Origin of the sequence: Sphingomonas sp. BE123 (assembly GCF_031456015.1) — a bacterium.
Lineage (GTDB): Bacteria > Pseudomonadota > Alphaproteobacteria > Sphingomonadales > Sphingomonadaceae > Sphingomonas.
The window spans coordinates 651,934-674,043 of the sequence record NZ_JAVDTW010000001.1 but is presented as its reverse complement, the minus strand read 5'-3'; the positions used below and the strand labels follow the sequence as shown (position 1 = coordinate 674,043).

Here is a 22,110-nt window from a genome sequence, read left to right as displayed (position 1 = left end):
GCGGTTGGAGGGAGGGGCCTGCGCGGTTCCGGCTTCCATCGCGCGCGCGCCACGCTAGGCTTGCGGCATGTCGATGCCGATCCTCGCCCCGCTGCTGCTGCTCGCCGGACAGGCGCAGCTTCCCCCGCCGCCCGACGCCGCTACGCAGCGGCGCGTCGACAAGGTGCTTTCGCGCGCGCCGGTGATCGACGGGCATAACGACCTGCCCTGGGAGTTGCGCACTGCCCATGGCGCGCGCGTCGAGGCGGTGGATTTGCGCCGCGATACTGCCGCGCTGGACAATCCGCTGCAGACCGACATTCCGAGGCTGCGCCGGGGCAAGGTCGGCGGGCAATTCTGGTCGGTCTATATCCCGTCGAGCATGACCGGGCCCAAGGCGGTCGAGGCAACGATCGAGCAGATCGACATCGTTCACCGGATCGTCCGCCGCTATCCCGAGGCTTTCGCCATGGCGCGGACCGCAGCCGATGTCCGCCGCATCGCCCGGCAGGGCAAGGTCGCGTCGCTGATCGGGATCGAGGGCGGGCACCAGATCGACGGGCGACTGTCGGTACTGCGCGCATTCCGCGATCTTGGCGTCGGCTACATGACGCTGACCCATAGCAAGAGCCTGAGCTGGGCCGACTCGGCGACCGACGCGCCCCGCGCCAATGGCCTGTCGCCCTTTGGACGTCAGGTGATCGCCGAAATGAACCGGATCGGCATGATCGTCGATGTCAGCCACGTCTCCGACGCGACCATGGCCGCCGTACTCGACGTCACGCAGGCGCCGGTGATCGCATCGCATTCGTCCGCCCGCGCGGTGGCGGACCGCACGCGCAACGTTCCCGACGCGCTGTTGCGGCGCATTGCGGACAATGGCGGCGTGGTGATGATCAATTTCTATCCCGCCTTCCTGTCGATGGCGTGGAGCGAATGGGACCGGGCGCGCACCGCCTTTGCGCGTGAGCGCGGGTTACCGGCCGACCTTTACGGGCGTGAAACCCCCGCAGCGATTGTAGAGTGGGAGCGCAGCCATCCCGAGCCGCTGGTGACGGTGCGCGACGTCGCGGACCATGTCGAACATGTCGCCCGCGTCGCCGGGCGCGGGCATGTCGGGCTGGGCGGGGATTTCGACGGGATCAGCGGGACCGGACCGGTGCAGATGAAGGGCGTCGATGCCTATCCGTTGCTGTTCGCCGAACTGGTGCGTCGCGGGTGGAGCGACGCCGACCTTGCCGGGCTGGCCCAGGGCAATATCCTGCGCGTGATGGAGCGGGTCGAAGCGGTTGCGCGGGGACTGGCCGGCACGCCGCCGATCGACGCCACCGCGCCGGAGGAGTGATCGCGCCGGTCCGGTTCGGCTGAACCGGCCCCCGCGCTCGTGCATCCGACCGCAGCGCAAACAGAAAGGGCGCCCCCGGAGGGACGCCCTTTCGTTTCCAACCAAGCCCGAGGGCCCGGGAAGATCCAGTAAATTACTGGGCGACGTTCGCCGCTGCGTCTTCCATGTTGTCGGCAGCGTTCTCGAGCGCGTCTTCAGCGACTTCGTTGGTGGCGTTGTCGGCCATCATTTCCATGTTGTCGGCGCTGGCTTCGAGGTCAGCAGCGACGTTCTCGGCGGTGTTGTTCGCGGCCGGCTCGCTGTTGCACGCGGCGAGCGACATCAGGCCGGTCGCGGCAGCGACGATGAGGATCTTCTTCATTCGTTTGCTCCCAAGCAAAGCTATTTCGGTTCGCCTCGGCCCGATTGCCGTGCGAGTTAGTCGGAATAGCGCCCGTTACGCGTCCGTCAATGGAAATTCATCTGTCAGCAAGGTTTGCAGCGCGTGGAAATGGTGCGTCGCATCACTTGACCGGGCCGATTTCCTCGGGCGCATTGGCCACCACCGCGAGCATCGCGGTCCATGCCGCAACATTCTGTCGCAGCTGGACCGGGTCGACCTTGTCGAGCGTGTCGTCGGGCGTGTGATGCAGGTCGAAATACCGGCTGCCATCCTGTTGCAGATCGATTCCAGCGACACCCGACGCGACCAGAGCGGCGACGTCCGCGCCGCCGCCGGCGCGCTCACGGCCCCGGCTGATGCCAAGCGGCGCGAGTACTGCGGCGACCCGGTCACCGACTGCCTTTGCGCTGTCGGGCAGCTTGAAATCGACTCGCCAGATCCGGTCGGCGCCAAAGTCCGATTCGGCGGCAAGCGCGTGCGTTTCGCCCTTGTGCGCGTCGAAATAGGCCTTGCCGCCAAATACGCCGACCTCTTCGGCGCCGGCCCACAGGATCCGGATCGTGCGGCGCGGTGTGCCGGCATCCATGATCCGCTTCGCTGCCGCCGCGACGATGCCGCAGCCGGTGGCGTCGTCAAATGCGCCCGTGCCAAGGTCCCAGCTGTCGAGATGGCAGGCGACAACGACCATGCCGGCAGCGGGATCGCTGCCCGGCACTTCGGCGATCACATTGCCCGACTCGGTCGTGCCGATCTGGCGCGGGGTCAGGGTCAGCCGGACCTTTACCGGCTGGCCGCGCTTGACGATCCGCTCAAGCTGCTCGGCATCAGGCAACGACAGCGCTGCGGCCGGAATCGGGGCAACGCCCTCGGCAAAGTTGGTGACGCCCGTGTGCGGATTGCGATGATAGTCGGTGCCGATCGAGCGAATCAGGATTGCCGCTGCCCCCTTGCGCGCGGCGATGGTCGGCCCGCTGCGCCGCGCGCCGCCGAACGCACCATATTGCGATCCATCCTGCGTCCGGGTCATGCCATGGCTGACAAAGGCGATCTTGCCCTTGAGGCTGCCGTCCGGCGCGGCCTGGAGCGCGGCGAGGTCAGGGAAATAGACGATTTCAGCCTCAAGCCCCTTGGCGCTGGTCGCACCCGAATTGCCAAGCGCAGTCAGGTGCAGCGGCTGGGGGAAGGGGGCGAGAACCTCGAGCGTTTCGGCGCCACGCACCCAGGTCTGCATCGAAAATGGCTCGTTGCGCACATTCTTGAAGCCGAGCGCCGCCAGTTTCTTGAGCGACCAGGCGCGGGCGCGCGCCTCCGCCTCGGTTCCGGCGAGCCGCGGCCCGACCTCGGTGGTCAGGCCTTCGGTGATTTCATAGGCCAGATCGTCCTTCAGCGCGGCATCGCGCAGCGCGGCGGGATCCATGCCCTGCGCAAAGGCGGTGGCGGGGAGCGCGAGCAGGGCAGTCGCGATGGCGAAGCGGGAAAGGGTGCTGGTCATGCGACCGGACCCTAGGGTCGGAAAATCGCTGCGTCACCAGTCTAACGCGTTTCCGTTGGAGTGGCAGCGGGTTAGAGTGTGGACATGGACCGCGACCCAGCGATTCTTGACCGGATCGTCGCCTTTGTGCGCAGCATCGGACTTCCCGTGACGATCGCGGCCGTCGCCGATGATTCGTTTCTGCCCGCGGTCGCGCTGGTCGATGGCGGGGTGGTTGTCGATCCCGAGCGGCTGGACTGGCCGGGAGACATTCTGCACGAGGCGGGACATCTGGCGGTGCTCGACGCGGCTGCGCGGCGCGAACCGATCCCTGACGACAGCGCGCTCGAGGCCGCTGCCATGGCATGGTCCTATGCCGCCGCGCTGGCGATCGGCATCGATCCGGCACTGGTCTTCCACGCCGGCGGCTATCGCGGGCGTGGTGAAGCGATCGCGGCGGGATATCGGATGGGCGTGTTTGTCGGGCTACCCGAGCTGGTGGCCGCGGGCATGGCGCACAGCCCGTTTCAGCCTGCCGGCCGCGGAACACCCGTCTATCCCGCCATGGTGCGCTGGCTGCGTTAGCCTGATTTCCGGCCTTTCCTGGCCGGGTTTGCCTTGGCGCCGTGCCGTCGCTACATCGCGCGTCAACATCCAGACCAACCTGTTCGATCGATCGGAGACCATAAGTGGCCGCCCAATATGCATTCGTGATGAAGGACATGACCAAGTCCTTCCCCGGCGCGCAAAAGCCGGTGCTGAGCAATATCAACCTGCAATTCTATCAGGGCGCGAAAATCGGCATCGTCGGCCCGAACGGCGCGGGCAAGTCGACCCTGATCAAGATCATGGCCGGAATCGACAAGGATTTCAGCGGTGAGGCGTGGCCGGGTGAGAATATCACCGTCGGCTATCTGGAGCAGGAGCCGCAGCTCGATCCTACCAAGTCGGTGCTCGAGAACGTCAAGGACGGCGCGCGCGAGACCGCCGATCTGGTCGAGCGGTTCAACGCGATCTCGGCCGAAATGGGCGATCCCAAGGACGATACCGATTTCGACGCGCTGATGGAGGAGATGGGCGACCTTCAGGCCAAGATCGACGCGGTCGATGGCTGGAGCCTCGACAACCAGCTCGAGATCGCGATGGAGGCTTTGCGCTGCCCGCCGGGCGACTGGTCGGTCGAGAATCTCTCGGGCGGTGAGAAGCGCCGCGTCGCGCTGACCCGGCTGCTGATCCAGAAGCCGTCGATCCTGCTGCTCGACGAACCGACCAACCATCTCGACGCCGAAAGCGTCAAGTGGCTGGAAAACCACCTCAAGGAATATGCCGGCGCGGTGCTGATGATCACCCACGACCGCTACTTCCTCGACAATGTGGTGAACTGGATCCTCGAGCTCGATCGCGGCAAGTATTTCCCGTACGAGGGCAATTACTCGACCTATCTGGAAAAGAAGGCCAAGCGCCTGGAGCAGGAGGACCGCGAGGCCACCGGGCGCCAGAAGGCGATCAAGGACGAGCTGGAGTGGATCCGCGCCGGCGTGAAGGGCCGCCAGACCAAGTCGAAGGCCCGTATCGCCAAGTTCGAACAGCTGGTCGAAGCGCAGCAGAACCGCACGCCGGGCAAGGCCCAGATCGTCATCCAGGTGCCCGAGCGTCTGGGCGGCAAGGTGATCGAGGTCGAGAACCTGTCGAAATCCTATGGCGACAAGCTGCTCTTCGAAAACCTGTCGTTCAGCCTGCCGGCCGGCGGCATCGTCGGCGTGATCGGGCCGAACGGCGCGGGCAAGTCGACGCTGTTCAAGCTGATCACCGGTCAGGAACAGCCCGATGAAGGCAAGATCGAGATCGGCACGACCGTGCGCCTCGGCTATGTCGACCAGAGCCGCGATCACCTCAATCCGGCCAACAATGTCTGGGAGGAAATCTCCGACGGGCTCGATTACATGAAGGTCAACGGCCACGACCAGTCGACCCGCGCCTATGTCGGCGCGTTCAACTTCAAGGGCCAGGACCAGCAGAAGAATGTCGGCAAGCTGTCGGGCGGTGAGCGCAATCGCGTCAACATCGCCAAGATGCTGAAGCGTGGCGGCAACGTGCTGCTGCTCGACGAACCGACCAACGATCTCGACGTCGAAACGCTGGGCGCGCTGGAAGAGGCGATCGAGAATTTCGCGGGCTGCGCCGTGGTCATCAGCCACGATCGTTTCTTCCTCGACCGTCTCGCGACGCACATCCTCGCCTTCGAGGGCAATTCGCACGTCGAATGGTTCGAGGGCAATTTCGAGGCGTATGAAGAGGACAAGCGGCGTCGTCTGGGCGATGCGGCGGATCGTCCGACGCGGTTGGCGTACAAGAAGCTGACGCGGTAATTGTCCCATTGACCTGCATCGCCGCGCCCGGGAGGGTAGCGGCGATGCACAGTCCTGCCAGCCTTCGCGACATTCGTGGCTTTGAAAGCCTTTGGGCGGAGCTGACGTTCCGCGCCCCGCGCGCGGTTCGGCGCGATCAGAGCGAGCGGATGCTGCTCGACACGCTCGGGCTGGGACTGGAACAGACCATCCAGTATCTCGGCCAGTTCCAACCGGATCTGGACGCGTTCGAAAATTGGGTGGTCGCGACGGCGGGGCGGCCCGATCCGCTGACCGTCGCGCGCTACCATGCGGCACTGGACAGCGCGCCGGTGCCAGCTGAGGTTCAGGCGCGGCTCGATGCCATCGAAGCGATGCCCGACGTGCTCGATGCCGAAGATCTTGCGCAGTGGGAGCGTGAGGGCTGGGTAACACTGCGCGGGGCGATCTCGCGCGATGAGGCGGCGCAGGTCGAGGCGTTGCTGTGGCGGCTGCTGGATGCCGATCCGGCCCGGCCCGAGAGCTGGTACGGACACGCGCTCAACGGCATCATGGTCCAGCATTTTCAGGACCCGGCGCTGGAGATCGCGCGCCGCGCGCCGCGCGTGCACAAGGCGTTCGCCCAGCTATGGGGCACCAGCGACCTGTGGTGCATTGTCGACCGGCTGAGCTTTAACCCGCCCGAAATCCCCGGCCGGCCGTTTCAGGGGCCGACGATGCATTGGGATGTCAGCCTTGCCCCGCCGATCCCGTTCGCGACGCAGGGGATCCTGTACCTGACCGACACGGCGGCGGATCAGGGGGCGTTCGCACTGCTGCCCGGCTTCCATCACCGGCTCCACGCGTGGCTGGAGGAGCTCGGCGACACCGACCCGCGCACGGTGCATCTCGACCCGCAAGCAGTGCCGATCGCGGCGGGCGCGGGGGATCTGGTGATCTGGCGCCAGGACCTGCCGCACGGCGCCAGCCCCAACCGGTCGAACCGGCCGCGCATGGCGCAATATGTGAACTTCTACTCGCCCACGCTGACGGTGCACCGCGACTGGCGGTGAGGGGCGTCAGAGGGCCGCGGTTTTGACTGTCAATCCGGGGATGGTCGCGGCGGTGATTGCCGCGCCGAAGGCGACCGCGCGCTGCTCGACGTAGCGCCCATCGGTGGGCGACCACATCTGATGAATAACCCGTCCGGTGACGTCAGCCACCCAATATTCCGGCACTTGATACCGGGCGTAAAGATCCGCTTTCGAGCCCATGTCCGTTACAGACGTGGTGTTCGACACCTCGGCCAGCAGCCGGACTGAAACGAGCGGGATTGGACCCTCACCGCGCGGTTCATTCGTCACAATGATGTCTGGGCGCGGCATGTCATTCTCGGAAAGCGCCACACTGCCTTCCTCTCCGGAAAACAGGCTGCTGCCAGAGTGTTCAAGCGATTTGCGGAGTTGGTAGGCGAGTTCGGATTTCACATACCAGTGTGGCCGGAACTCCGGGCTCATCACAATGACATCCCCCTCGATCAACTCAGTGCACATCCCGTCGAACGCCCCGGATTCTGCCAGGGCGAGATAGTCCGCGACGCGGAGCCGGTATTTGTGCGGCGACTGAAGGACGTCCTGCGCAGTCATGTCGCTATCCTACCACAGTGGCGCTTGCCCTCAATCCCCCGTCACCCGCAACGGGCCGAGGTCGCCGAGGCCCACCGTGCCGCTCGCCATCGCCAGCATCCGGTCAAGGCTCTTCTTGGCCTTGAGCCGGATATCCTCTGCAATCTCGATCCGCGGTTCGAGGTCGCGCAGCGCGACGTAGAGCTTCTCCAGCGTGTTGAGCGCCATGTACGGGCAGATGTTGCAGTTGCAGTTGCCGTCGGCACCGGGGGCGCCGATGAAGGTCTTTTCCGGAACCGCCTTTTCCATCTGGTGGATGATGTGCGGTTCGGTCGCGACGATCAGTGTGTCGCCGTCAAAATCCTTGGCGAATTGCAGGATGCCGCTGGTCGATCCGACATAATCGGCGTGGTCGAGCACGTGCGGCGGGCATTCGGGATGCGCCGCGACTGGGGCGTCCGGATGCTGCGCCTTGAGCTTGAGCAGCTCGGTCTCGCTGAACGCCTCGTGCACGATGCACACGCCGGGCCACAGCAGCATGTCTCGGCCCATCTTGCGATTGATATAGCCGCCGAGATGCTTGTCGGGGCCGAAGATGATTTTCTGTTCCGGCGGGATTTGGCTAAGGATCTTCTCCGCGGACGAGCTGGTGACGATGATGTCGCTGAGCGCCTTCACCTCGACCGAGCAGTTGATGTAGGTCAGCGCGATATGGTCGGGATGCTGCGCGCGGAAGGCGGCGAACTGATCGGGCGGGCAGCTGTCTTCGAGACTGCAGCCGGCATTCATGTCGGGCAGGATCACGGTCTTGTCCGGCGACAGGATCTTGGCGGTTTCAGCCATGAAGCGCACGCCGCAGAATGCGATCACCTCGGCGTCCGTCTCGGCGGCCTTGCGGCTCAGCTCCAGGCTGTCGCCGACGAAATCGGCGAGATCCTGAATCTCCGGCTTCTGGTAATAATGCGCGAGGATGACGGCGTTGCGCTCCTTGCGCAGGCGGTCGATCTCGGCGCGGATGTCGATGCCGGACAGGTCGGTGCGTGCGTTCATCGTAAAGCCCTCTGATTCGGGCCTCACATGGCCTTGTCCGGCACGCGGTTCAACCCATTGGGGGCAGCGCGCCGGATGCGATCACGTTCATTTCGTTTGCGCCTCGCGCGCTGCGCGTTCGCGCAGCACCTGATCGACCGGCTTCGACATGTCCCAGCGTTCGCCGTCGCGTCGCCCGCGTTCGGGCGGGAAGGTGACGACGACGCGGACTTCGCCGAGCCCGGCCGCGGCGAGCGGCTGGCCGAGGAGCCGGGCGATGGCAGCGCGACCGAGCTCGCGCGCCTGCGCCATGCGTTCGGGGCTGTTGGCCTCGCGTTCGGCCACGGCGGTGGCGCGGGCCGAGGTGCTCTTGCTCAGGGCCTCTGCCGCTTCGCGGGTGACGAACAGTCCCTTGGTTTGAACCAGCGTGCGGCGCCCTTCGTCGGTATTGGCCGGCGCTGCGGTCACGTCTGGAGCATCGACGATCAGCGTGCGGGTCTGGCTGTTCCATTGCAGGTCATCCGCGCCGAGCCGCGAGAGATCGACGAAATAGCTGACCGAATAGGGCATCTTCACGACCTGATCGCTGCGTAACAGGCCGAGGCCGCGCGTGTCGGATGCGGTCGCCTGGACCGTGCCGGTCAGCTCGGCGACCTTGAGCGCGCCAGCGCCGTCGAGGCGCGCGGTAACGATCTGGGTTACGGGATCGCCGCCATCGTCGGGCAACGTCTCCAGCCGGGTTTCGGCAACGCGATCCCACACGAGGAACGCGGCGGCGCCGATGACCGCGAGCGCAGCGGCCGCAAGCAGCAGGCGAAGCGAGCGGTTCATCATGCGATCCCGTGCCATATGCCAGACTTCTCCGCCACCAGACCCCGGTTTCTGAGGTCGATCAGATGCGCGAGGACCGAACGTCCGGCCGCGCCGGTGAGCCGGGGATCCAGACCGACATACATCCGCTCCACCATGTCCGGGATCGCGCCGGTTCCCGCGTCGAGGAGGCGCAGGATCTGGCCCTCGCGCTGCTTGCGATGGCCCATCATGCCGCGGGTGAGGCGTTGGGGGGTGGTCACCTCCGGGCCGTGCGCGGGGTAGTAGACGCGGTCCGCGCGCGCGAGCAGCTTGTCGAGGCTGGCCATATAGGCGCCCATGTCGCCATCGGGCGGCGCGACCACGCTGGTCGACCAGCCCATGATATGATCGCCGGTGAACAGCGCGCCGCTTTCGATCAGCGCGAAGCAAAGATGGTTCGACGTGTGGCCGGGCGTCGCCACCGCCTCGAGCGTCCAGCCAGTCCCCGACACCCGCTCGCCATCGGCGAGGACGCGATCGGGCGCATAATCGCGATCAAAGGCAGCATCGGCGCGCGGACCGTCATCATCGAGTGCCAGCGGCGCGCAGCCGATGATCGGGGCGCCGGTCGCGGCCGCAAGCGGGCGGCTGGCCGGGCTGTGGTCGCGATGGGTGTGCGTGCAGAGGATCGCGCGCACCGGCCGGTCCGCAATCGCGGCACGCAGCGCGTCGAGATGATCGGGAAGGTCGGGACCCGGGTCGATCACCGCAAGGTCGCTGGTCCCGACGAGGTAGCTTTGGGTACCGGTATAGGTAAAGGGGGAGGGGTTATCTGCGAGGACCCGCGCCACCAGCGGCTCAAGTCGGATCGCTGCGCCGGTTGGGACGTCATCCATGATCCTGAGATGGCCTGTCCGGCACGTCTGCACAACCCCGGAGCGACCGGAGGAACCGGCCGCGTTCCCTCAACGCGGCCGGTCCGGGTGAGCGACGCGTGGCGATGGGCTGCCACATGTCGCTCGGGTGGCGATCAGTTCTTGGCGGCACCTTCGAGTTCGCGGATCGCGTCGTCGATCCCTTTGAGCGCGGCTGCCTTCTGTTCGGGTGGCAGATCGCTCTGTGCCGCGATGGTGCGGCGCGCCATGGTGAGGCTGGCCATAGCCTGGCGGTTGCCCATTTCTGCGCTGGCCAGCGCGATCACCTCGGCATGGCGCGCAACGGCTTCGGCAGCTTTGGCGGCATCGGCGGCTGCGGCGGCGCGGCGTTCGATGCGATCGGTGCAGATGACAACCTTGCGCTTGCCATCTTCCTTCGTCTCGACCGTGAACGCGTCGCTCTTGGTGTCGCCGCACTTGCCCGAGCGCACGGCGTCGGTCGGCGACCAGGCAATCTCCTTGCCATCGCTCTTCAGGCGGATGACCCGCGTTTCGGTCTTCGTGTCCGTACCGTCCTTGCGTTCGATCACGACGACGCGCTTGGCCTTGGGTGCGTCGGGCGCTGCCGGGACCGCAGGTGCCGCAGGTGCCGCAGGTGCGACTGGCGCGGGCGGAGCGGCAGGAGCGGCCGGAGCCTGGGGTGCGACCGGCGTGTCGGCACCGGGCATGGCCGCCCCGGCGCCCGACGCGGTCATTGCGAGGCCGGTCACGGTCAGGGCAGCGGCACTGGCAATTCCGGCCAGGACCCGGCCACGCGACTTGGGTTGATGATGCGAAAGCATTCTGAGCCTCCCTTTGAGTTCGTTGACGCTATGCAGATGACAAGCCGCCGAGACCGCACCCCCATGCGCGGACTTGACGATGGCGCGGCCATAGGCCTGACGCAGCGCCGGTGCGCGGCCTGAGAGCACCAGGGCGTCGCAGGCCAGTTCCTGATCGGCACGGAACGCGCGGAACGCCCGCCATGCGATCGGGTTGAACCAATGGAGCGCGAGCACGACCAGCGCGATCCAGTTGGCGATCAGGTCCCCCCGAAGGTGGTGCCCGAGTTCATGGGCGAGCGCGAGGTTGCGTTCGACCGGATCGTAGCGGTCCGCGAAATCCCGCGGAAACGCGACATATTTGCGCCAGATGCCAAAGGCGAGCGGGCCGGTGGCGGCATCGGTCTCGAGAATGTGGACGCGTCCGTCGGCGACGGTTCGGCGCACCTGCGCGCCGCGCAACAGCCGGCTGCAAAAGCGTTGATGGGCGATCAGGTGAAAGCCGAGAAAGGCGAGCGCGCCGACGACCCACAGCCCGATCAGCCAGGCAATCATGGTCGCGGCATCCGGCAGCCATGCTGCCGCGAGCACATCAACTCCGGTCGGGGCGGGCACCGGATCGACCGACGGCTGCAGCGCGACCGCATCGAACGCTGTTGCCGGCTGGACGACGAAATCGGTGCGCGCGGCGAAGGTGGCTGGCGCCGCCTCGGTGGCGCGGGTCAGCGGTGCCAGCAGTACGCTGGGCTGCCACGCCCCCGGCAGGGGCGGGACGAAGAAGCGCAGGACCGGGAGCAGCCACAGCGCATAGGCGACGCCGGGACCGAACTGGCGGGCAACCGGCTTGCGCAGCGCAAGCACCAGCAGCATCAACAGCGTGGTGGCGATCATGGTTTCGACGATCCAGGCGATCATTGCTTGATCTCCCGGAGCAGTGCCTCGATCTCGGCAATGTCCTGCGCGCTCAATGCGTCGCGCTCGGCGAGATGGGCGACAAGCGGGGTCAGCTTGCCCCCGAACAGCCGGTCGATCAGCCGCCGGGATTCGCCGTCGACATAGTCACCCCGGGCGACGAGCGGGCGATATTGGTAGCGGCGACCATCTTCATCGGCAGCGACCACATTCTTGGCCAGCAGCCGGCCGAGCAATGTCTTGACGGTGTTGGCGCTCCAGCCGCGCGCGGGGGCGACCCGCTCGACCACATCCTGCGCGGTCAGGGGCGATTCGTCCCACAGAACCTCCATCACCGCATGCTCGGCATCGCTGATCCGCTCGGTCATTCCGTCCCTCTCTGACTACGCCTGTAATCGTTACGATCACATTTGTAGTCGTGAAACTGAATGCCGGGTGAATGAAACGGGGTGCACCGCAGATTGACGGTGTCGGAAAAGCTGACAGTCGCCAGCGGGGCGAGATCGCGTTAACCATCGCGATCCGCGCTAATGCGCGGGGTGCCGTAACTGGCACGGTCGATGCAAAGGAATGTGCATCAGTGTTCACGATCGTGTGACGCTTCAGGGGCGGATGGTCTTCGGACCGTCCGCCCTTTCCCGTTCAGCGTCGGAATGCGCGCTCGGGTGTCGAGGCTGGTTCCGCGGTGCCGACCCAGCCTCGCCGTGGATCAGGCGATGTCGACGCCTTTTTCAGACAGCAGTTCGGCCAGTTCGCCGCTCTCGTACATTTCCATCATGATGTCGGATCCGCCGACAAATTCGCCCTTCACATAGAGCTGGGGAATGGTCGGCCAGTCGGAAAAGGCCTTGATCCCCTGGCGCACATCCTGGTCCTGCAGGACATCGACGCTCTCGAACGCGACGCCGAGATGGTTGAGGATCGACACGGCGCGGTTCGAGAAGCCGCACTGCGGAAACAGCGGCGTCCCCTTCATGAACAGCAGGACGGGATTGGCGTCGACGAGCGCCTGGATCTTGGCGTTGGTGGTATCGGTCATGGTCATTCGCTCCGGGCCGGGGCTGCGGTGGTCAGCTGGAGTGCGTGCAGCACGCCCCCCATGCGACCGCCGAGCGCGGCATAGACGGTCTGGTGTTGGCGAACCCGGGGCATCCCGCGGAACTGTTCGCTTACGACATGTGCCGCATAATGATCGCCATCCCCGGCAAGGTCGGTGATTTCCACCGACGCGTCCGGGAGTGCGGCGCGGATCAGCGCCTCGATCTCGCTTGCGGCCATGGGCATGGTTACTGCGCCTCGATCAGCTGGCGGCGGGCCTCGACCGTCATGTCCTCGACTGCCTTGCGTACCGCCGCATCGTCGACTTCGACGCCGGCAGCGGTGAGGTCGCCCAGCAGCTTGCGGATGACGTCCTCATCGCCCGATTCCTCGAAATCGGCCTGGACCACCGCCTTGGCATAGGCGTCGGTTTCAGCGGGAGTCAGCTGCATCTTTTCGGCGGCCCACTGGCCGAGCAGGCGATTGCGACGAGCGGTGACGCGGAACGCCATTTCCTCGTCACGGGCGAATTTGGCCTCGTACGCGCGTTCGCGATCGTCGAAGGTGGTCATGGTCGGTTACCCCAAAATGATGCTCCTCCGGGCAGATAGTGACAGGCCGCGTCCCTGACAACGGGGCGTTGAGCCAGCGACGCGCATTGCCGCCGGGAAGATGCCGGGCTAGGCCCGCGCGCAACCAGGTCTGAGGGAGTTGCCATGCCATTGTTCGAGCTTGCCGGGTTCGACCTCGACGCGTTCGTTGCAGCCACGCTGGCCGAGGATGTCGGCAGTGGCGATGTCACGGCGAATGCGGTCATTCCTGAAGACGCGGTGTTCGACGGCGTGATGGACAGCCGCGACGCGATCACCGTCGCCGGGCTGCCGATCGCGGCAGCGTTTTTCCGCGCGCTCGACCCGACGGTCGAGATTGCGGTGCTGGCGCAAGAGGGAGAAGCGGTCGCGCCCGGATGCGATCTGATGCGGCTGCGCGGCAATGCGCGCGCGCTGCTGACGGCCGAGCGGTCGGCGCTCAATACGGTCCAGCATCTGTCGGGCATCGCCACGATGACGCGCGCCTATGTCGATGCCATCGCCGGAAGCGGGGCGACACTGCTCGACACGCGCAAGACCATCCCCGGCCTGCGCCGGCTGGAGAAATATGCGACGCGGATGGGCGGCGCGCGCAACCATCGCATGGGCCTGTGGGACGCGGCGATGATCAAGGACAACCATATCGCCGTTGCCGGATCGATTGGTGAGGCAGTCGCGCGGGCGGTGCGCGCCGGAATCGGGTCGATTATCGTCGAAGTCGACCGGATCGACCAGATCGAGCCGGCGCTTGCCGCCGGCGCGACGCACCTGTTGCTTGACAATATGGCGCCGGCGCAGTTGCGCACGGCGGTGGCGCTGGTCGCGGGGCGGGTCCCGACCGAGGCATCGGGCGGGGTTCGTTTCGAAACGATTGCCGAGATTGCCGCGAGCGGCGTGACCTATGTCAGTGTCGGCCGCCTCACCCAATCGGCGCCGGCAGCGGATATCGGGCTGGACTTTGCCCCTGCCTGACGCTTAGCCTGTGGCGAATAGCGGGGGAGACACGGGCATGCGTCCAACATCGATTATTCGGTTCGAACAGGCCTATCTGGGCTCGATCCTGGTCTGGGGACTCAACGCGGCGCTGGGTTGGGAAAAGCAGACAGCAGCGATCGAAGCGGGGTTTGCGGCGGCACCCGAGATGCTGCCCTTTGGCCAGGCGATGCTGCTGGGCTTCACGCTGTTCGCGCTGCTGGTATCGCTGCTGCTGTGGTACTTCACCGCGCGCAAGGCGAGCGAGGTGACCAAGTGGATCATCGTCGCATTCTTTGCGCTCTCGGCGGTCGGGCTGCCGTTCACGCTGGCCAATTTCGAGATGACCGGGATCGTGCCGGTGGCGCTGAACCTGCTCACCTTCGTGCTGAATGCGGTGGCCGTCGTGATGCTGTTCCGCGCCGATGCGCGGGCGTGGTTCCGCGGCAGCGACCCGGAGCCGGTCGGGAGCATGCCCGAGGATCCGCTCGCCTGACCCGCCGGGTCAGAGCGTGATCGTCGCGGTTGCGGGGTGATGGCGGTCGAGGTGTTTGCGCAGGATCCGCAGGTTGCGGGTGTTCGAGCGGAAGAAGAAATCGGCCACATCGCCCACGCCGGGGATCAGGCCGATCAGCCAGTCCACCCCGACATTGCCCGCCATGCGCAGCATTGCGCCGCGTGACATGCCGAGGTTGCGCGCTTCCCAGACCATGTAGAGCCCCATCAGCGCGGTGATGACGTCACCGCCGACGGGGACCAGCCCGAGCAGCGCATCCAGGCCAACCGTCTGTCGCGTGCCGGGGATGGTGAAGCTGCGTTCGAGCAGGCGCTCCATCACCTCGATCCGCTGCCGCACCGCTTCGGGTCCGCGACCGATGGGGAGGGTTCCGGCATTGCGCGTCATGCGGGTCGCTTTGGCCAAGGCAAATCCTCCCGGCGATCAAGGTTCGCGCAGATGCGTCAGCGGGTGCCAGGCGCGCGGATTGGTCTGAAAGGCCCGCAACCTGAGCGCCGCCACCGACCAGCGCAGCGGTTGGGCGATCGGAATATAGCGCGCCGCTTCGCTGATGGCGAGGTCTGCCTCGGCAATGCGCTGACCGCGCTCGGCCAGCGTCGGAGCGTCGCGCGCTGCGGTCAGCAACGCGTCGAGTTCGTCGGAACAATTCGGGCATGCGGTCACGAGATACCAGCGCGCGCTGTCATAGGGCGCGACGCTGTCGATCAGCCGCAGATCGGCGTCTGCGCGCGGATCGACCCATTGCGGTCGCAGGCCAATTGCACTGAGATCGCGGGCGATCCGGCTCCACAGCAGCACGGCGCCGGGGGAACGCGTCAGCGCCACCCGGATCACCCCGTCGGCGTCGGGATTGGCGGCGCGCCATGCTGCCACGCGGTTGCGCGCCGTGGTCTGACGCTCTGCCAGCGGAAGCGCGGCCCATGCCGGGACGCTCGGAAGTGCCGCGGAGTCGAGCTGCGCGGGGAGCAGCGTTTCGACCGGGGTCCAGTCGGACCGGAACAGCGCGGTAAGCGCCGCGCGGTCGATTGCCATCGCAAGCGCGGCGCGATTGCGCGGTTCCGCAGTGAATCCGGTTTCCGACACGATCGCGAAGCCGAACAGCCCCACGGCCGGGTCGATGCGCAAATTCGCGGGGGCGACAGCGGCATGGGCAAGCAGCGGCCAGTCGCGATAGGTGCCGCCAAGGATCAGGTCGGACTCGCGCGCGGCGAACCGGGCGAGCGCCAGCGCGGCGCGCTCACCGATCAGACGGACATTCTCGGCCGCATCGGGCGGCACGGCATCCTCATCCTCCAGCACCATCGGGTCCTGGACCGGGCGAAGCAGCCCGCTCTCAAGGCGAAAGGGGCCGCTGCCGACGATTCCCGGGCGGCGCAAAATCGCAAATACGGGCTGGGCGAACAATTTGAGCAGGTCCGGTCGCGGCTGTTTGAGCCGGACTTCGATCACCTGGGGCGTCATCACCACGATTTCGTCGATCACTGCAACGAACGGGGCGAGGCCGGAGCGCGTGCGTGGGGAGACGGCCGCGCGCAGGCTGGCAGCGACCTGTTCGGCCGTGACGCGATCGCCGTCCGGCCAGGTCACACTGCGCAATCGGAAAATATAGCTGCGGCCATTGTCGGTGACGATCCACCGCTCGGCCAGGCCCGGTTCGATCCCGCCGCCAGCATCGAATCGCACCAGCCCCTGCGCGGTTGCGGCAAGTTGCACCGCATCGGGAAAGGCGAGGGGGCGCCGAGTCGGATCGAGCGACTCGGGCACGTCGCCGATCGCGCTGACGACCACCGGCACATCGTCCGGGCGCCGCTCGCAGCCGCTCAACCCAAGGGCAAGCGCGATGGCGAGGGGCAGGACAGGAAAGCGCATGGCGCCAGCTTTATGGAGGCGGGGCGGGGAAGCCAACCCCGCCCCGGTGTCGACGCGACGGTTCGTCCGTCAGTTCTTGTCCTTGTCGACCAGCTTGTTCGCGCCGATCCACGGCATCATCGCGCGCAGCTCGCTGCCGACCTTTTCGATCGGGTGCGCGGCGGCGGCCTTGCGGCTCGCCTTCAGCTCGGGCTGCCCGGCGCGGTTGTCGAGGACGAAATCCTTGACGAAGCGGCCCGACTGGATGTCGGCGAGGACGCGCTTCATTTCGGCCTTGGTCTCATCGGTGATGATGCGCGGGCCGGTCTTGATGTCGCCGTACTCAGCGGTGTTCGAGATCGAATAGCGCATGTTGGCGATGCCGCCTTCATACAGCAGGTCGACGATCAGCTTGGTTTCGTGCAGGCACTCGAAATAGGCCATTTCGGGGGCGTAGCCCGCCTCGACCAGCGTTTCGAATCCGGCCTGGATCAGGTGGGTGATGCCGCCGCACAGCACGGCCTGTTCGCCGAACAGGTCGGTCTCGCACTCTTCCTTGAAGTTCGTCTCGATGATGCCCGAACGGCCACCGCCAACGCCCGAGGCATAGGCAAGCGCGACGTCATGCGCGTTGCCGGTCGCGTCCTGATGGATCGCGATCAGGCAGGGGACACCGCCGCCGCGGACATATTCGCTGCGCACGGTATGGCCCGGGCCCTTGGGCGCGATCATGATGACGTCGATGTCGGCCGGCGGCTCGATCAGGCCGAAATGAACGTTGAGACCGTGCGCGAAGGCGAGCGCGGCGCCCGGTTTCATATGGCCCTTGATGTCGTTCTCCCAGATCGCGGCCTGATGCTCGTCGGGGGCAAGGATCATCACGATATCGGCCCACTTCGCCGCCTCGGTGGTCGACATCACCGTGAAGCCCGCTGCTTCCGCCTTCTTGGCGGTCGCCGAGCCGGCACGCAGCGCGATCGCGACCTCGGCCACGCCGCTGTCGCGCAGATTCTGGGCGTGGGCGTGGCCCTGCGAACCATAGCCGACGATGGCGATCTTCTTGCCCGTGATCAGGTTCAGGTCGGCATCACGATCGTAATAGACACGCATGATAGTTTTCTTCCCTTTGGTCCGGGCTCGTCACCCCGGCGAAAGCCGGGGTCCCCCGTGGTTATGCCGTGCGCTTGCCGCGCAAGACCCTGGCTTTCGCCAGGGTGACGGATTGATCTAGGCCGCCTCGCGCCCCCGCGCGATGGCGACGATACCGGTGCGGGCGACCTCGATCAGCCCGACTTCGCCCATCAGTTCGATGAACTTGTCGATCTTTTCGGTGCTGCCCGTCACTTCGAACACGAAGCTCGACGTGGTCGCATCGACGACGCGCGCGCGATAGACATCGGCGAGACGCAGCGCCTCGATCCGGTGGTCGCCGGTGCCAGCGACCTTGACCAGTGCCAGCTCGCGCTCGACATGATCCCCCTCGGCGGTGAGGTCGCGGACCTTGTGCACGGGCACCAGCCGGTCGAGCTGCGACACGATCTGCTCCAGTACATGCGCGCTGGCGCTGGTGACGATCGTGATTCGGCTCACCGACTTGTCGTCGCTGATCTCGCTCACCGTCAGGCTCTCGATATTATAGCCGCGCGCGGTGAACAGGCCGGCGATCCGGGCAAGGATGCCCGGTTCGTTGTCGACGATGATGGCGAGCGTATGCCGCTCGGCCTTTTCTTCCTTGATATGCATGTCAGTTACTCGGCAGATCGATTTTTACCGTGTGCGTAACCACCGGCATCGGCGTCGCGAGGATCGCGAACGCACTTACAGCTGCAGCCGATGCCCACCACCAACGCTTAGCCCGCACCTCGACTACGAGTCGGGCAATGCAAAACGCGGTCGCGAACAGCGATAACAACAACGGAAGCCAGAACGACATCACACCAGCGCCTTGGCTTCGTCGTCCATTTCGCCGGACACTTCGGCGGCTTGGAGGAGCATGTCGGTATGAGCGGCGCCCGACGGGATCATCGGGAAGCAGTTGGCGAGCTTGGCGACGCGGCAGTCGACGATCACCGGCCCGTCATGGGCCAGCATCTCCTGAATACCGCTTTCCAGATCGCTGCGATGCTCGATCAGGATGCCCTTCCAGCCATAGGCTTCGGCGAGCTTGACGAAATCGGGCAGCGAGTCGCTGTAGCTTTCCGAATAGCGGCTAGAATAGGTCAGTTCCTGCCACTGGCGGACCATCCCCATATATTCATTGTTCAGGATGAAGATCTTGACTGGAAGGCGATATTGGGTCGCGGTCGCCAGTTCCTGAATGTTCATCTGGATCGACGCTTCACCGGCGATGTCGATCACCAGCGCATTGGGGTTGCCGAGCTGCGCGCCGATCGCGGCGGGCAGGCCATAGCCCATCGTGCCAAGGCCGCCGCTGGTCAGCCACTTGTTCGGTGCCTCGAAATGAAAGTGCTGCGCGGCCCACATCTGGTGCTGGCCAACCTCGGTCGTGATGATCGGGGCCTGATCGCGCGTCGCCTCCCACAGCGCCTGGATCGCGCGCTGCGGCATGATGGTGCCGGCGTCGATGCCGGGGCCTTCCTCGGCATAGTCGAGGCACTTGACCGCGCGCCATCCTTCGATCCGCCGCCACCATTCGGAGAGGTCGGGCCTGGGATGCTGGCGCGCCTTCCAGATGCGGACCATGTCCTCCAGCGCGTGACCGACATCGGCGACGATCGGCAGGTCGACACGCACCGTCTTGTTCATCGACGAGCGGTCGATGTCGATATGGATTTTCTTCGCATGCGGCGCGAAGGCGTCGAGCCGTCCGGTCACGCGATCGTCGAAGCGCGCGCCGACCGCGATGATCAGGTCGGCCTGGTTCATCGCATAATTGGCTTCATAGGTGCCGTGCATGCCGAGCATGCCGAGCCACTGGTCGGACGAGGCCGGAAAAGCGCCGAGGCCCATCAGCGTCGAGGTGACCGGCGCGCCGGTGATCCTTGCCAGCTCGCGCAGCAGCTGCGACGCGCCTGGCCCCGAATTGATCACGCCGCCGCCGGTATAGAAGACCGGCCGTTCCGCCGCCGCGAGCATCTCGACCGCCGTTTCGATCAGTGCCTTGTCGGCCTTGACCTGCGGGCGATAGGTCTTGTGCTGGATCGGACCCGGCTTGGCATAGCGCGCGGTGGCGATCTGGACGTCCTTGGGGATGTCGATGACCACCGGACCGGGGCGGCCCGAGGTCGCGATATGGAACGCCTCATGCACCACCGCGCCGAGCTGGGCGGGATCCTTCACCAGATAGTTATGCTTGGTACAGTGGCGGGTGATACCGACCGTGTCGGCTTCCTGGAACGCGTCGCTGCCGATCAGGTGCGTCGGCACCTGGCCGGTGATGACGACCATCGGGATCGAATCCATCAGCGCATCGGTGATGCCGGTGACCGCATTGGTCGCACCTGGGCCGGAGGTGACGAGCACGACGCCGGGCTTGCCGGTCGAGCGGGCATAGCCCTCCGCCGCGTGCGTCGCCGCCTGTTCGTGGCGGACGAGGATGTGGCGGATTTTCTTTTGCTTGAAGATCGCGTCGTAAATCGGGAGCACCGCGCCGCCCGGATAGCCGAACACGACCTCCACACCGAGGTCGACCAGCGCCTCGATCAGAATGTCTGCTCCGCTTTTCTCGGTCACGGTCGTTCTCCTTGGTTTGCCGCAGTGCAATGCGATTGGGGAAGCGCGCTGCTATGCGTATGAAAGATGCGTGTCAAGTTTTGATTTTATACGATTCGTGCGAAATGGGTCATTCGATTGATAATATCTGTCTCGTCAGTGCGGGGCCAGTCACCGGGAGGCTGATGCCGCAGCCAGGTATATTGCCGCTTTGCATATTGGCGCGTCGCCGCTTGAGCGCGTTCGAGCGCTTCGCCGCGCCCGATTTCTCCGGCGAGCAGTGCGGCAATCTCGGGCACGCCGATCGCCTTGCGCACCGGTGCCTCGGGCGGGATGTCGTCGCGCGTAAGCAGGGCGGCGACCTCGTCGATCGCGCCGCCTTCGAACATCGCGGCGAGGCGGCGGTCGCAGCGTTCGGTCAGCCAGCCGCGGTCGGGAAGTAGGATCAGGGGGACGAGGTCGATCTGGTCGCCGATCCCGCCGACCTTCGCCCGCTGCCACTCGGCGAGTGTGCGGCCGGTGGCGGTCACCACTTCCAGCGCGCGCGCGACGCGGGTGGTGTCGGCGGGGGCGAGCCGCGCGGCGGCCTCGGGGTCGCGTTCGGTGAGCAGGGCGTGGGCGGCGGCGACCGGGAGCGCGCGGACCTCGGCGCGGATCGCCGGGTCGATTCCGGGGACCGGGGCGATGCCGTCAAGCAGGGTGCGGATGTACATGCCGGTCCCGCCGACGAGGATCGGGAGGCTGTCGCGTTCGTGCGCCGCCGCGATCTCAGCCTTGGCCTCTGCCGCCCAGCGCGCTGCTGAATAATCGTCGGTGCCGGTGACATGGCCGAACAGGCGGTGGGGTGCCTGCGCCTCTTCCTCTGGCGAGGGGCGCGCGCTCAGGACGCGCAGCTCGGCATAGACCTGCGCCGAATCCGCGTTGATCACCGTCCCCCCGGCCGCCTGCGCGAGTGCGATCGCCAAAGCGGACTTGCCGCTGGCGGTCGGTCCTGCAATGAGCGCGACCCTTGGCCTGGAGGAGTGCGGCATGTTCATCGCGACGCTGATAGCAGCGGATCGGTTGGTTGAGGGGGATATTTCCTCCGCGCTGGACAAGCTGAGCGATGCCGGGTGCGGCCCGCGCGGCGTGGAGACGCTGGACGAAGACAAAGCGGTCGACCTGCTCTTCGTCTCCGATCCCGCTGCGGCACGTGCGGCGCTGGAGGGCGCGTTCGATCGGGTCGATGTGGTCGTGCAGCCTGTCGAGGGGCGCGAGAAGGCGTTGATCGTCGCCGACATGGATTCGACGATGATCACCGTCGAATGCATCGACGAACTCGCCGATTATGCCGGGATCAAGGCGCAGATCGCCGAAGTGACCGAAGCGGCGATGCGCGGGGAACTGGACTTTGCCGAGGCGCTGGACGCACGGGTGGCGCTGCTCAAGGGGCTGGGCGCCGACGCAATCGACCGCTGCCTGGCCGAGCGGGTGAAGCTGATGCCAGGTGCGCGCACGCTGATCCAGACGATGAAGGCGCGCGGTGCGACCGCGATTCTGGTGTCCGGCGGCTTCACGCGCTTTGCCGAACCGGTCCGGGCGCAGATCGGGTTCGACCGGGTGATCGCCAATGAATTGCTGATCGCGGGCGATGCGCTGACCGGCGCGGTGACCAAGCCGATCGTCGATTCATCGACCAAGGAGGTGACCCTGCTGGGTGCGATGGCGGAACTGGGGCTGGACGCTTCGGCGACGATGGCGGTGGGCGATGGCGCGAATGACCTTGCGATGATCCGACAGGCGGGGTTGGGTGTGGCCTATCACGCCAAGCCGATCGTCGCCGCGGCGGCGGGCGCGCGGATCGACCATGGCGATCTGACGGCGCTGCTCTACGCGCAGGGGATCGCGCGGAGCGAGTGGGTCGAGTGAAGCCACT

Annotated in this window: 25 protein-coding genes; 7 read left to right on the top strand and 18 right to left on the bottom strand. The window is 66.1% G+C overall.

Annotated elements, in window-relative coordinates; all coding sequences use genetic code 11:
• Nucleotides 1-67 precede the first annotated feature (67 nt).
• Nucleotides 68-1,324, top strand: a complete 1,257-nt coding sequence (locus tag J2Y54_RS03340; RefSeq protein WP_310036892.1) for a dipeptidase — start codon at nucleotides 68-70, stop codon at nucleotides 1,322-1,324.
• A gap of 133 nt (nucleotides 1,325-1,457) precedes the next feature.
• Here J2Y54_RS03340 and J2Y54_RS03335 read toward each other — a convergent pair whose 3' ends face one another.
• Nucleotides 1,458-1,685: a hypothetical protein gene (locus J2Y54_RS03335; RefSeq protein ID WP_310036890.1), complete on the bottom strand. Its 228-nt coding sequence runs from the start codon at nucleotides 1,683-1,685 to the stop codon at nucleotides 1,458-1,460.
• A gap of 142 nt (nucleotides 1,686-1,827) precedes the next feature.
• Nucleotides 1,828-3,198, bottom strand: coding sequence for a M28 family peptidase (locus J2Y54_RS03330; RefSeq protein ID WP_310036888.1), 1,371 nt, complete (start codon nucleotides 3,196-3,198; stop codon nucleotides 1,828-1,830).
• 84 nt (nucleotides 3,199-3,282) lie between these two features.
• Between J2Y54_RS03330 and J2Y54_RS03325 the strand changes: the two genes are divergently transcribed.
• The 3 genes from J2Y54_RS03325 (at nucleotide 3,283) to J2Y54_RS03315 (ending at nucleotide 6,577) form a co-directional block, all read left to right on the top strand.
• Nucleotides 3,283-3,762, top strand: coding sequence for a hypothetical protein (locus tag J2Y54_RS03325; protein WP_310036887.1), 480 nt, complete (start codon nucleotides 3,283-3,285; stop codon nucleotides 3,760-3,762).
• Between the two features lie 104 nt (nucleotides 3,763-3,866).
• Nucleotides 3,867-5,546 carry an energy-dependent translational throttle protein EttA gene (ettA, locus tag J2Y54_RS03320; protein ID WP_310036886.1) on the top strand — a complete coding sequence of 560 codons (1,680 nt, stop codon included), beginning with the start codon at nucleotides 3,867-3,869 and terminating at the stop codon, nucleotides 5,544-5,546.
• Between the two features lie 44 nt (nucleotides 5,547-5,590).
• On the top strand, nucleotides 5,591-6,577 hold the full coding sequence (locus J2Y54_RS03315) for a phytanoyl-CoA dioxygenase family protein (protein WP_310036885.1): 987 nt from the start codon (nucleotides 5,591-5,593) through the stop codon (nucleotides 6,575-6,577).
• Nucleotides 6,578-6,583: 6 nt separating this feature from the next.
• On the opposite strand, the gene J2Y54_RS03310 is transcribed toward J2Y54_RS03315, so the two are convergent.
• From J2Y54_RS03310 to J2Y54_RS03270, 9 genes are all read right to left on the bottom strand, one after another.
• A complete protein-coding gene (locus J2Y54_RS03310; RefSeq protein ID WP_310036884.1) occupies nucleotides 6,584-7,150 on the bottom strand; it encodes a Uma2 family endonuclease in 567 nt (188 codons plus the stop codon).
• 30 nt (nucleotides 7,151-7,180) lie between these two features.
• On the bottom strand, nucleotides 7,181-8,179 hold the full coding sequence (gene nadA, locus J2Y54_RS03305) for a quinolinate synthase NadA (RefSeq protein ID WP_310036883.1): 999 nt from the start codon (nucleotides 8,177-8,179) through the stop codon (nucleotides 7,181-7,183).
• Between the two features lie 87 nt (nucleotides 8,180-8,266).
• Nucleotides 8,267-8,989 (bottom strand): DUF4230 domain-containing protein, encoded by a 723-nt coding sequence (locus tag J2Y54_RS03300; protein ID WP_310036882.1) that lies wholly within the window; start codon nucleotides 8,987-8,989, stop codon nucleotides 8,267-8,269.
• Complete coding sequence (locus J2Y54_RS03295) at nucleotides 8,989-9,846, bottom strand: MBL fold metallo-hydrolase (RefSeq protein ID WP_310036880.1); 858 nt, start codon at nucleotides 9,844-9,846, stop codon at nucleotides 8,989-8,991. Before J2Y54_RS03295 ends, J2Y54_RS03300 begins: the two co-directional genes overlap by 1 nt.
• Before the next feature lie 134 nt (nucleotides 9,847-9,980).
• Nucleotides 9,981-11,561, bottom strand: coding sequence for a M56 family metallopeptidase (locus J2Y54_RS03290; protein WP_310036879.1), 1,581 nt, complete (start codon nucleotides 11,559-11,561; stop codon nucleotides 9,981-9,983).
• Nucleotides 11,558-11,926: a BlaI/MecI/CopY family transcriptional regulator gene (locus J2Y54_RS03285; protein ID WP_310036878.1), complete on the bottom strand. Its 369-nt coding sequence runs from the start codon at nucleotides 11,924-11,926 to the stop codon at nucleotides 11,558-11,560. Before J2Y54_RS03285 ends, J2Y54_RS03290 begins: the two co-directional genes overlap by 4 nt.
• A 341-nt stretch (nucleotides 11,927-12,267) precedes the next feature.
• Complete coding sequence (gene grxD, locus J2Y54_RS03280; RefSeq protein ID WP_310036877.1) at nucleotides 12,268-12,597, bottom strand: Grx4 family monothiol glutaredoxin; 330 nt, start codon at nucleotides 12,595-12,597, stop codon at nucleotides 12,268-12,270.
• Between the two features lie 2 nt (nucleotides 12,598-12,599).
• Entirely contained in the window at nucleotides 12,600-12,842 is a 243-nt protein-coding gene (locus J2Y54_RS03275) for a BolA family transcriptional regulator (RefSeq protein ID WP_310036876.1), read from the bottom strand.
• Nucleotides 12,843-12,844: 2 nt separating this feature from the next.
• The gene (locus tag J2Y54_RS03270; protein WP_310036875.1) at nucleotides 12,845-13,168 is read right to left on the bottom strand and encodes a DUF1476 domain-containing protein; all 324 of its coding nucleotides are present in this window, start codon (nucleotides 13,166-13,168) and stop codon (nucleotides 12,845-12,847) included.
• Between the two features lie 144 nt (nucleotides 13,169-13,312).
• Between J2Y54_RS03270 and nadC the strand changes: the two genes are divergently transcribed.
• Nucleotides 13,313-14,158 carry a carboxylating nicotinate-nucleotide diphosphorylase gene (gene nadC / locus J2Y54_RS03265; RefSeq protein ID WP_310036874.1) on the top strand — a complete coding sequence of 282 codons (846 nt, stop codon included), beginning with the start codon at nucleotides 13,313-13,315 and terminating at the stop codon, nucleotides 14,156-14,158.
• Between the two features lie 37 nt (nucleotides 14,159-14,195).
• Nucleotides 14,196-14,654: a hypothetical protein gene (locus J2Y54_RS03260; RefSeq protein ID WP_310036872.1), complete on the top strand. Its 459-nt coding sequence runs from the start codon at nucleotides 14,196-14,198 to the stop codon at nucleotides 14,652-14,654.
• A 9-nt stretch (nucleotides 14,655-14,663) separates the two neighbouring features.
• Here the strand turns inward: J2Y54_RS03260 and J2Y54_RS03255 are convergent, their stop codons facing one another.
• The 7 genes from J2Y54_RS03255 to miaA all read right to left on the bottom strand — a co-directional run bounded on the left by J2Y54_RS03255 (nucleotide 14,664) and on the right by miaA (nucleotide 21,226).
• The gene (locus J2Y54_RS03255) at nucleotides 14,664-15,062 is read right to left on the bottom strand and encodes a DUF4112 domain-containing protein (RefSeq protein ID WP_310038440.1); all 399 of its coding nucleotides are present in this window, start codon (nucleotides 15,060-15,062) and stop codon (nucleotides 14,664-14,666) included.
• A 36-nt stretch (nucleotides 15,063-15,098) separates the two neighbouring features.
• Entirely contained in the window at nucleotides 15,099-16,544 is a 1,446-nt protein-coding gene (locus tag J2Y54_RS03250; RefSeq protein ID WP_310036870.1) for an ABC transporter substrate-binding protein, read from the bottom strand.
• 69 nt (nucleotides 16,545-16,613) lie between these two features.
• Nucleotides 16,614-17,633, bottom strand: coding sequence for a ketol-acid reductoisomerase (ilvC, locus tag J2Y54_RS03245; protein ID WP_310036868.1), 1,020 nt, complete (start codon nucleotides 17,631-17,633; stop codon nucleotides 16,614-16,616).
• Nucleotides 17,634-17,750: 117 nt separating this feature from the next.
• Nucleotides 17,751-18,266, bottom strand: coding sequence for an acetolactate synthase small subunit (gene ilvN, locus J2Y54_RS03240; protein ID WP_310036866.1), 516 nt, complete (start codon nucleotides 18,264-18,266; stop codon nucleotides 17,751-17,753).
• Between the two features lies 1 nt (nucleotide 18,267).
• A complete protein-coding gene (locus J2Y54_RS03235; RefSeq protein ID WP_310036864.1) occupies nucleotides 18,268-18,456 on the bottom strand; it encodes a hypothetical protein in 189 nt (62 codons plus the stop codon).
• On the bottom strand, nucleotides 18,456-20,216 hold the full coding sequence (locus tag J2Y54_RS03230) for an acetolactate synthase 3 large subunit (protein WP_310036863.1): 1,761 nt from the start codon (nucleotides 20,214-20,216) through the stop codon (nucleotides 18,456-18,458). The genes J2Y54_RS03235 and J2Y54_RS03230 overlap by 1 nt, the downstream gene beginning before the upstream one ends.
• A gap of 86 nt (nucleotides 20,217-20,302) precedes the next feature.
• Nucleotides 20,303-21,226 (bottom strand): tRNA (adenosine(37)-N6)-dimethylallyltransferase MiaA, encoded by a 924-nt coding sequence (gene miaA, locus J2Y54_RS03225; RefSeq protein ID WP_405052867.1) that lies wholly within the window; start codon nucleotides 21,224-21,226, stop codon nucleotides 20,303-20,305.
• On the opposite strand from miaA, the gene serB reads away from it, so the two are divergent.
• Nucleotides 21,225-22,103: a phosphoserine phosphatase SerB gene (gene serB / locus J2Y54_RS03220; RefSeq protein WP_310038438.1), complete on the top strand. Its 879-nt coding sequence runs from the start codon at nucleotides 21,225-21,227 to the stop codon at nucleotides 22,101-22,103. The genes miaA and serB overlap by 2 nt on opposite strands.
• Nucleotides 22,104-22,110: the final 7 nt, after the last annotated feature.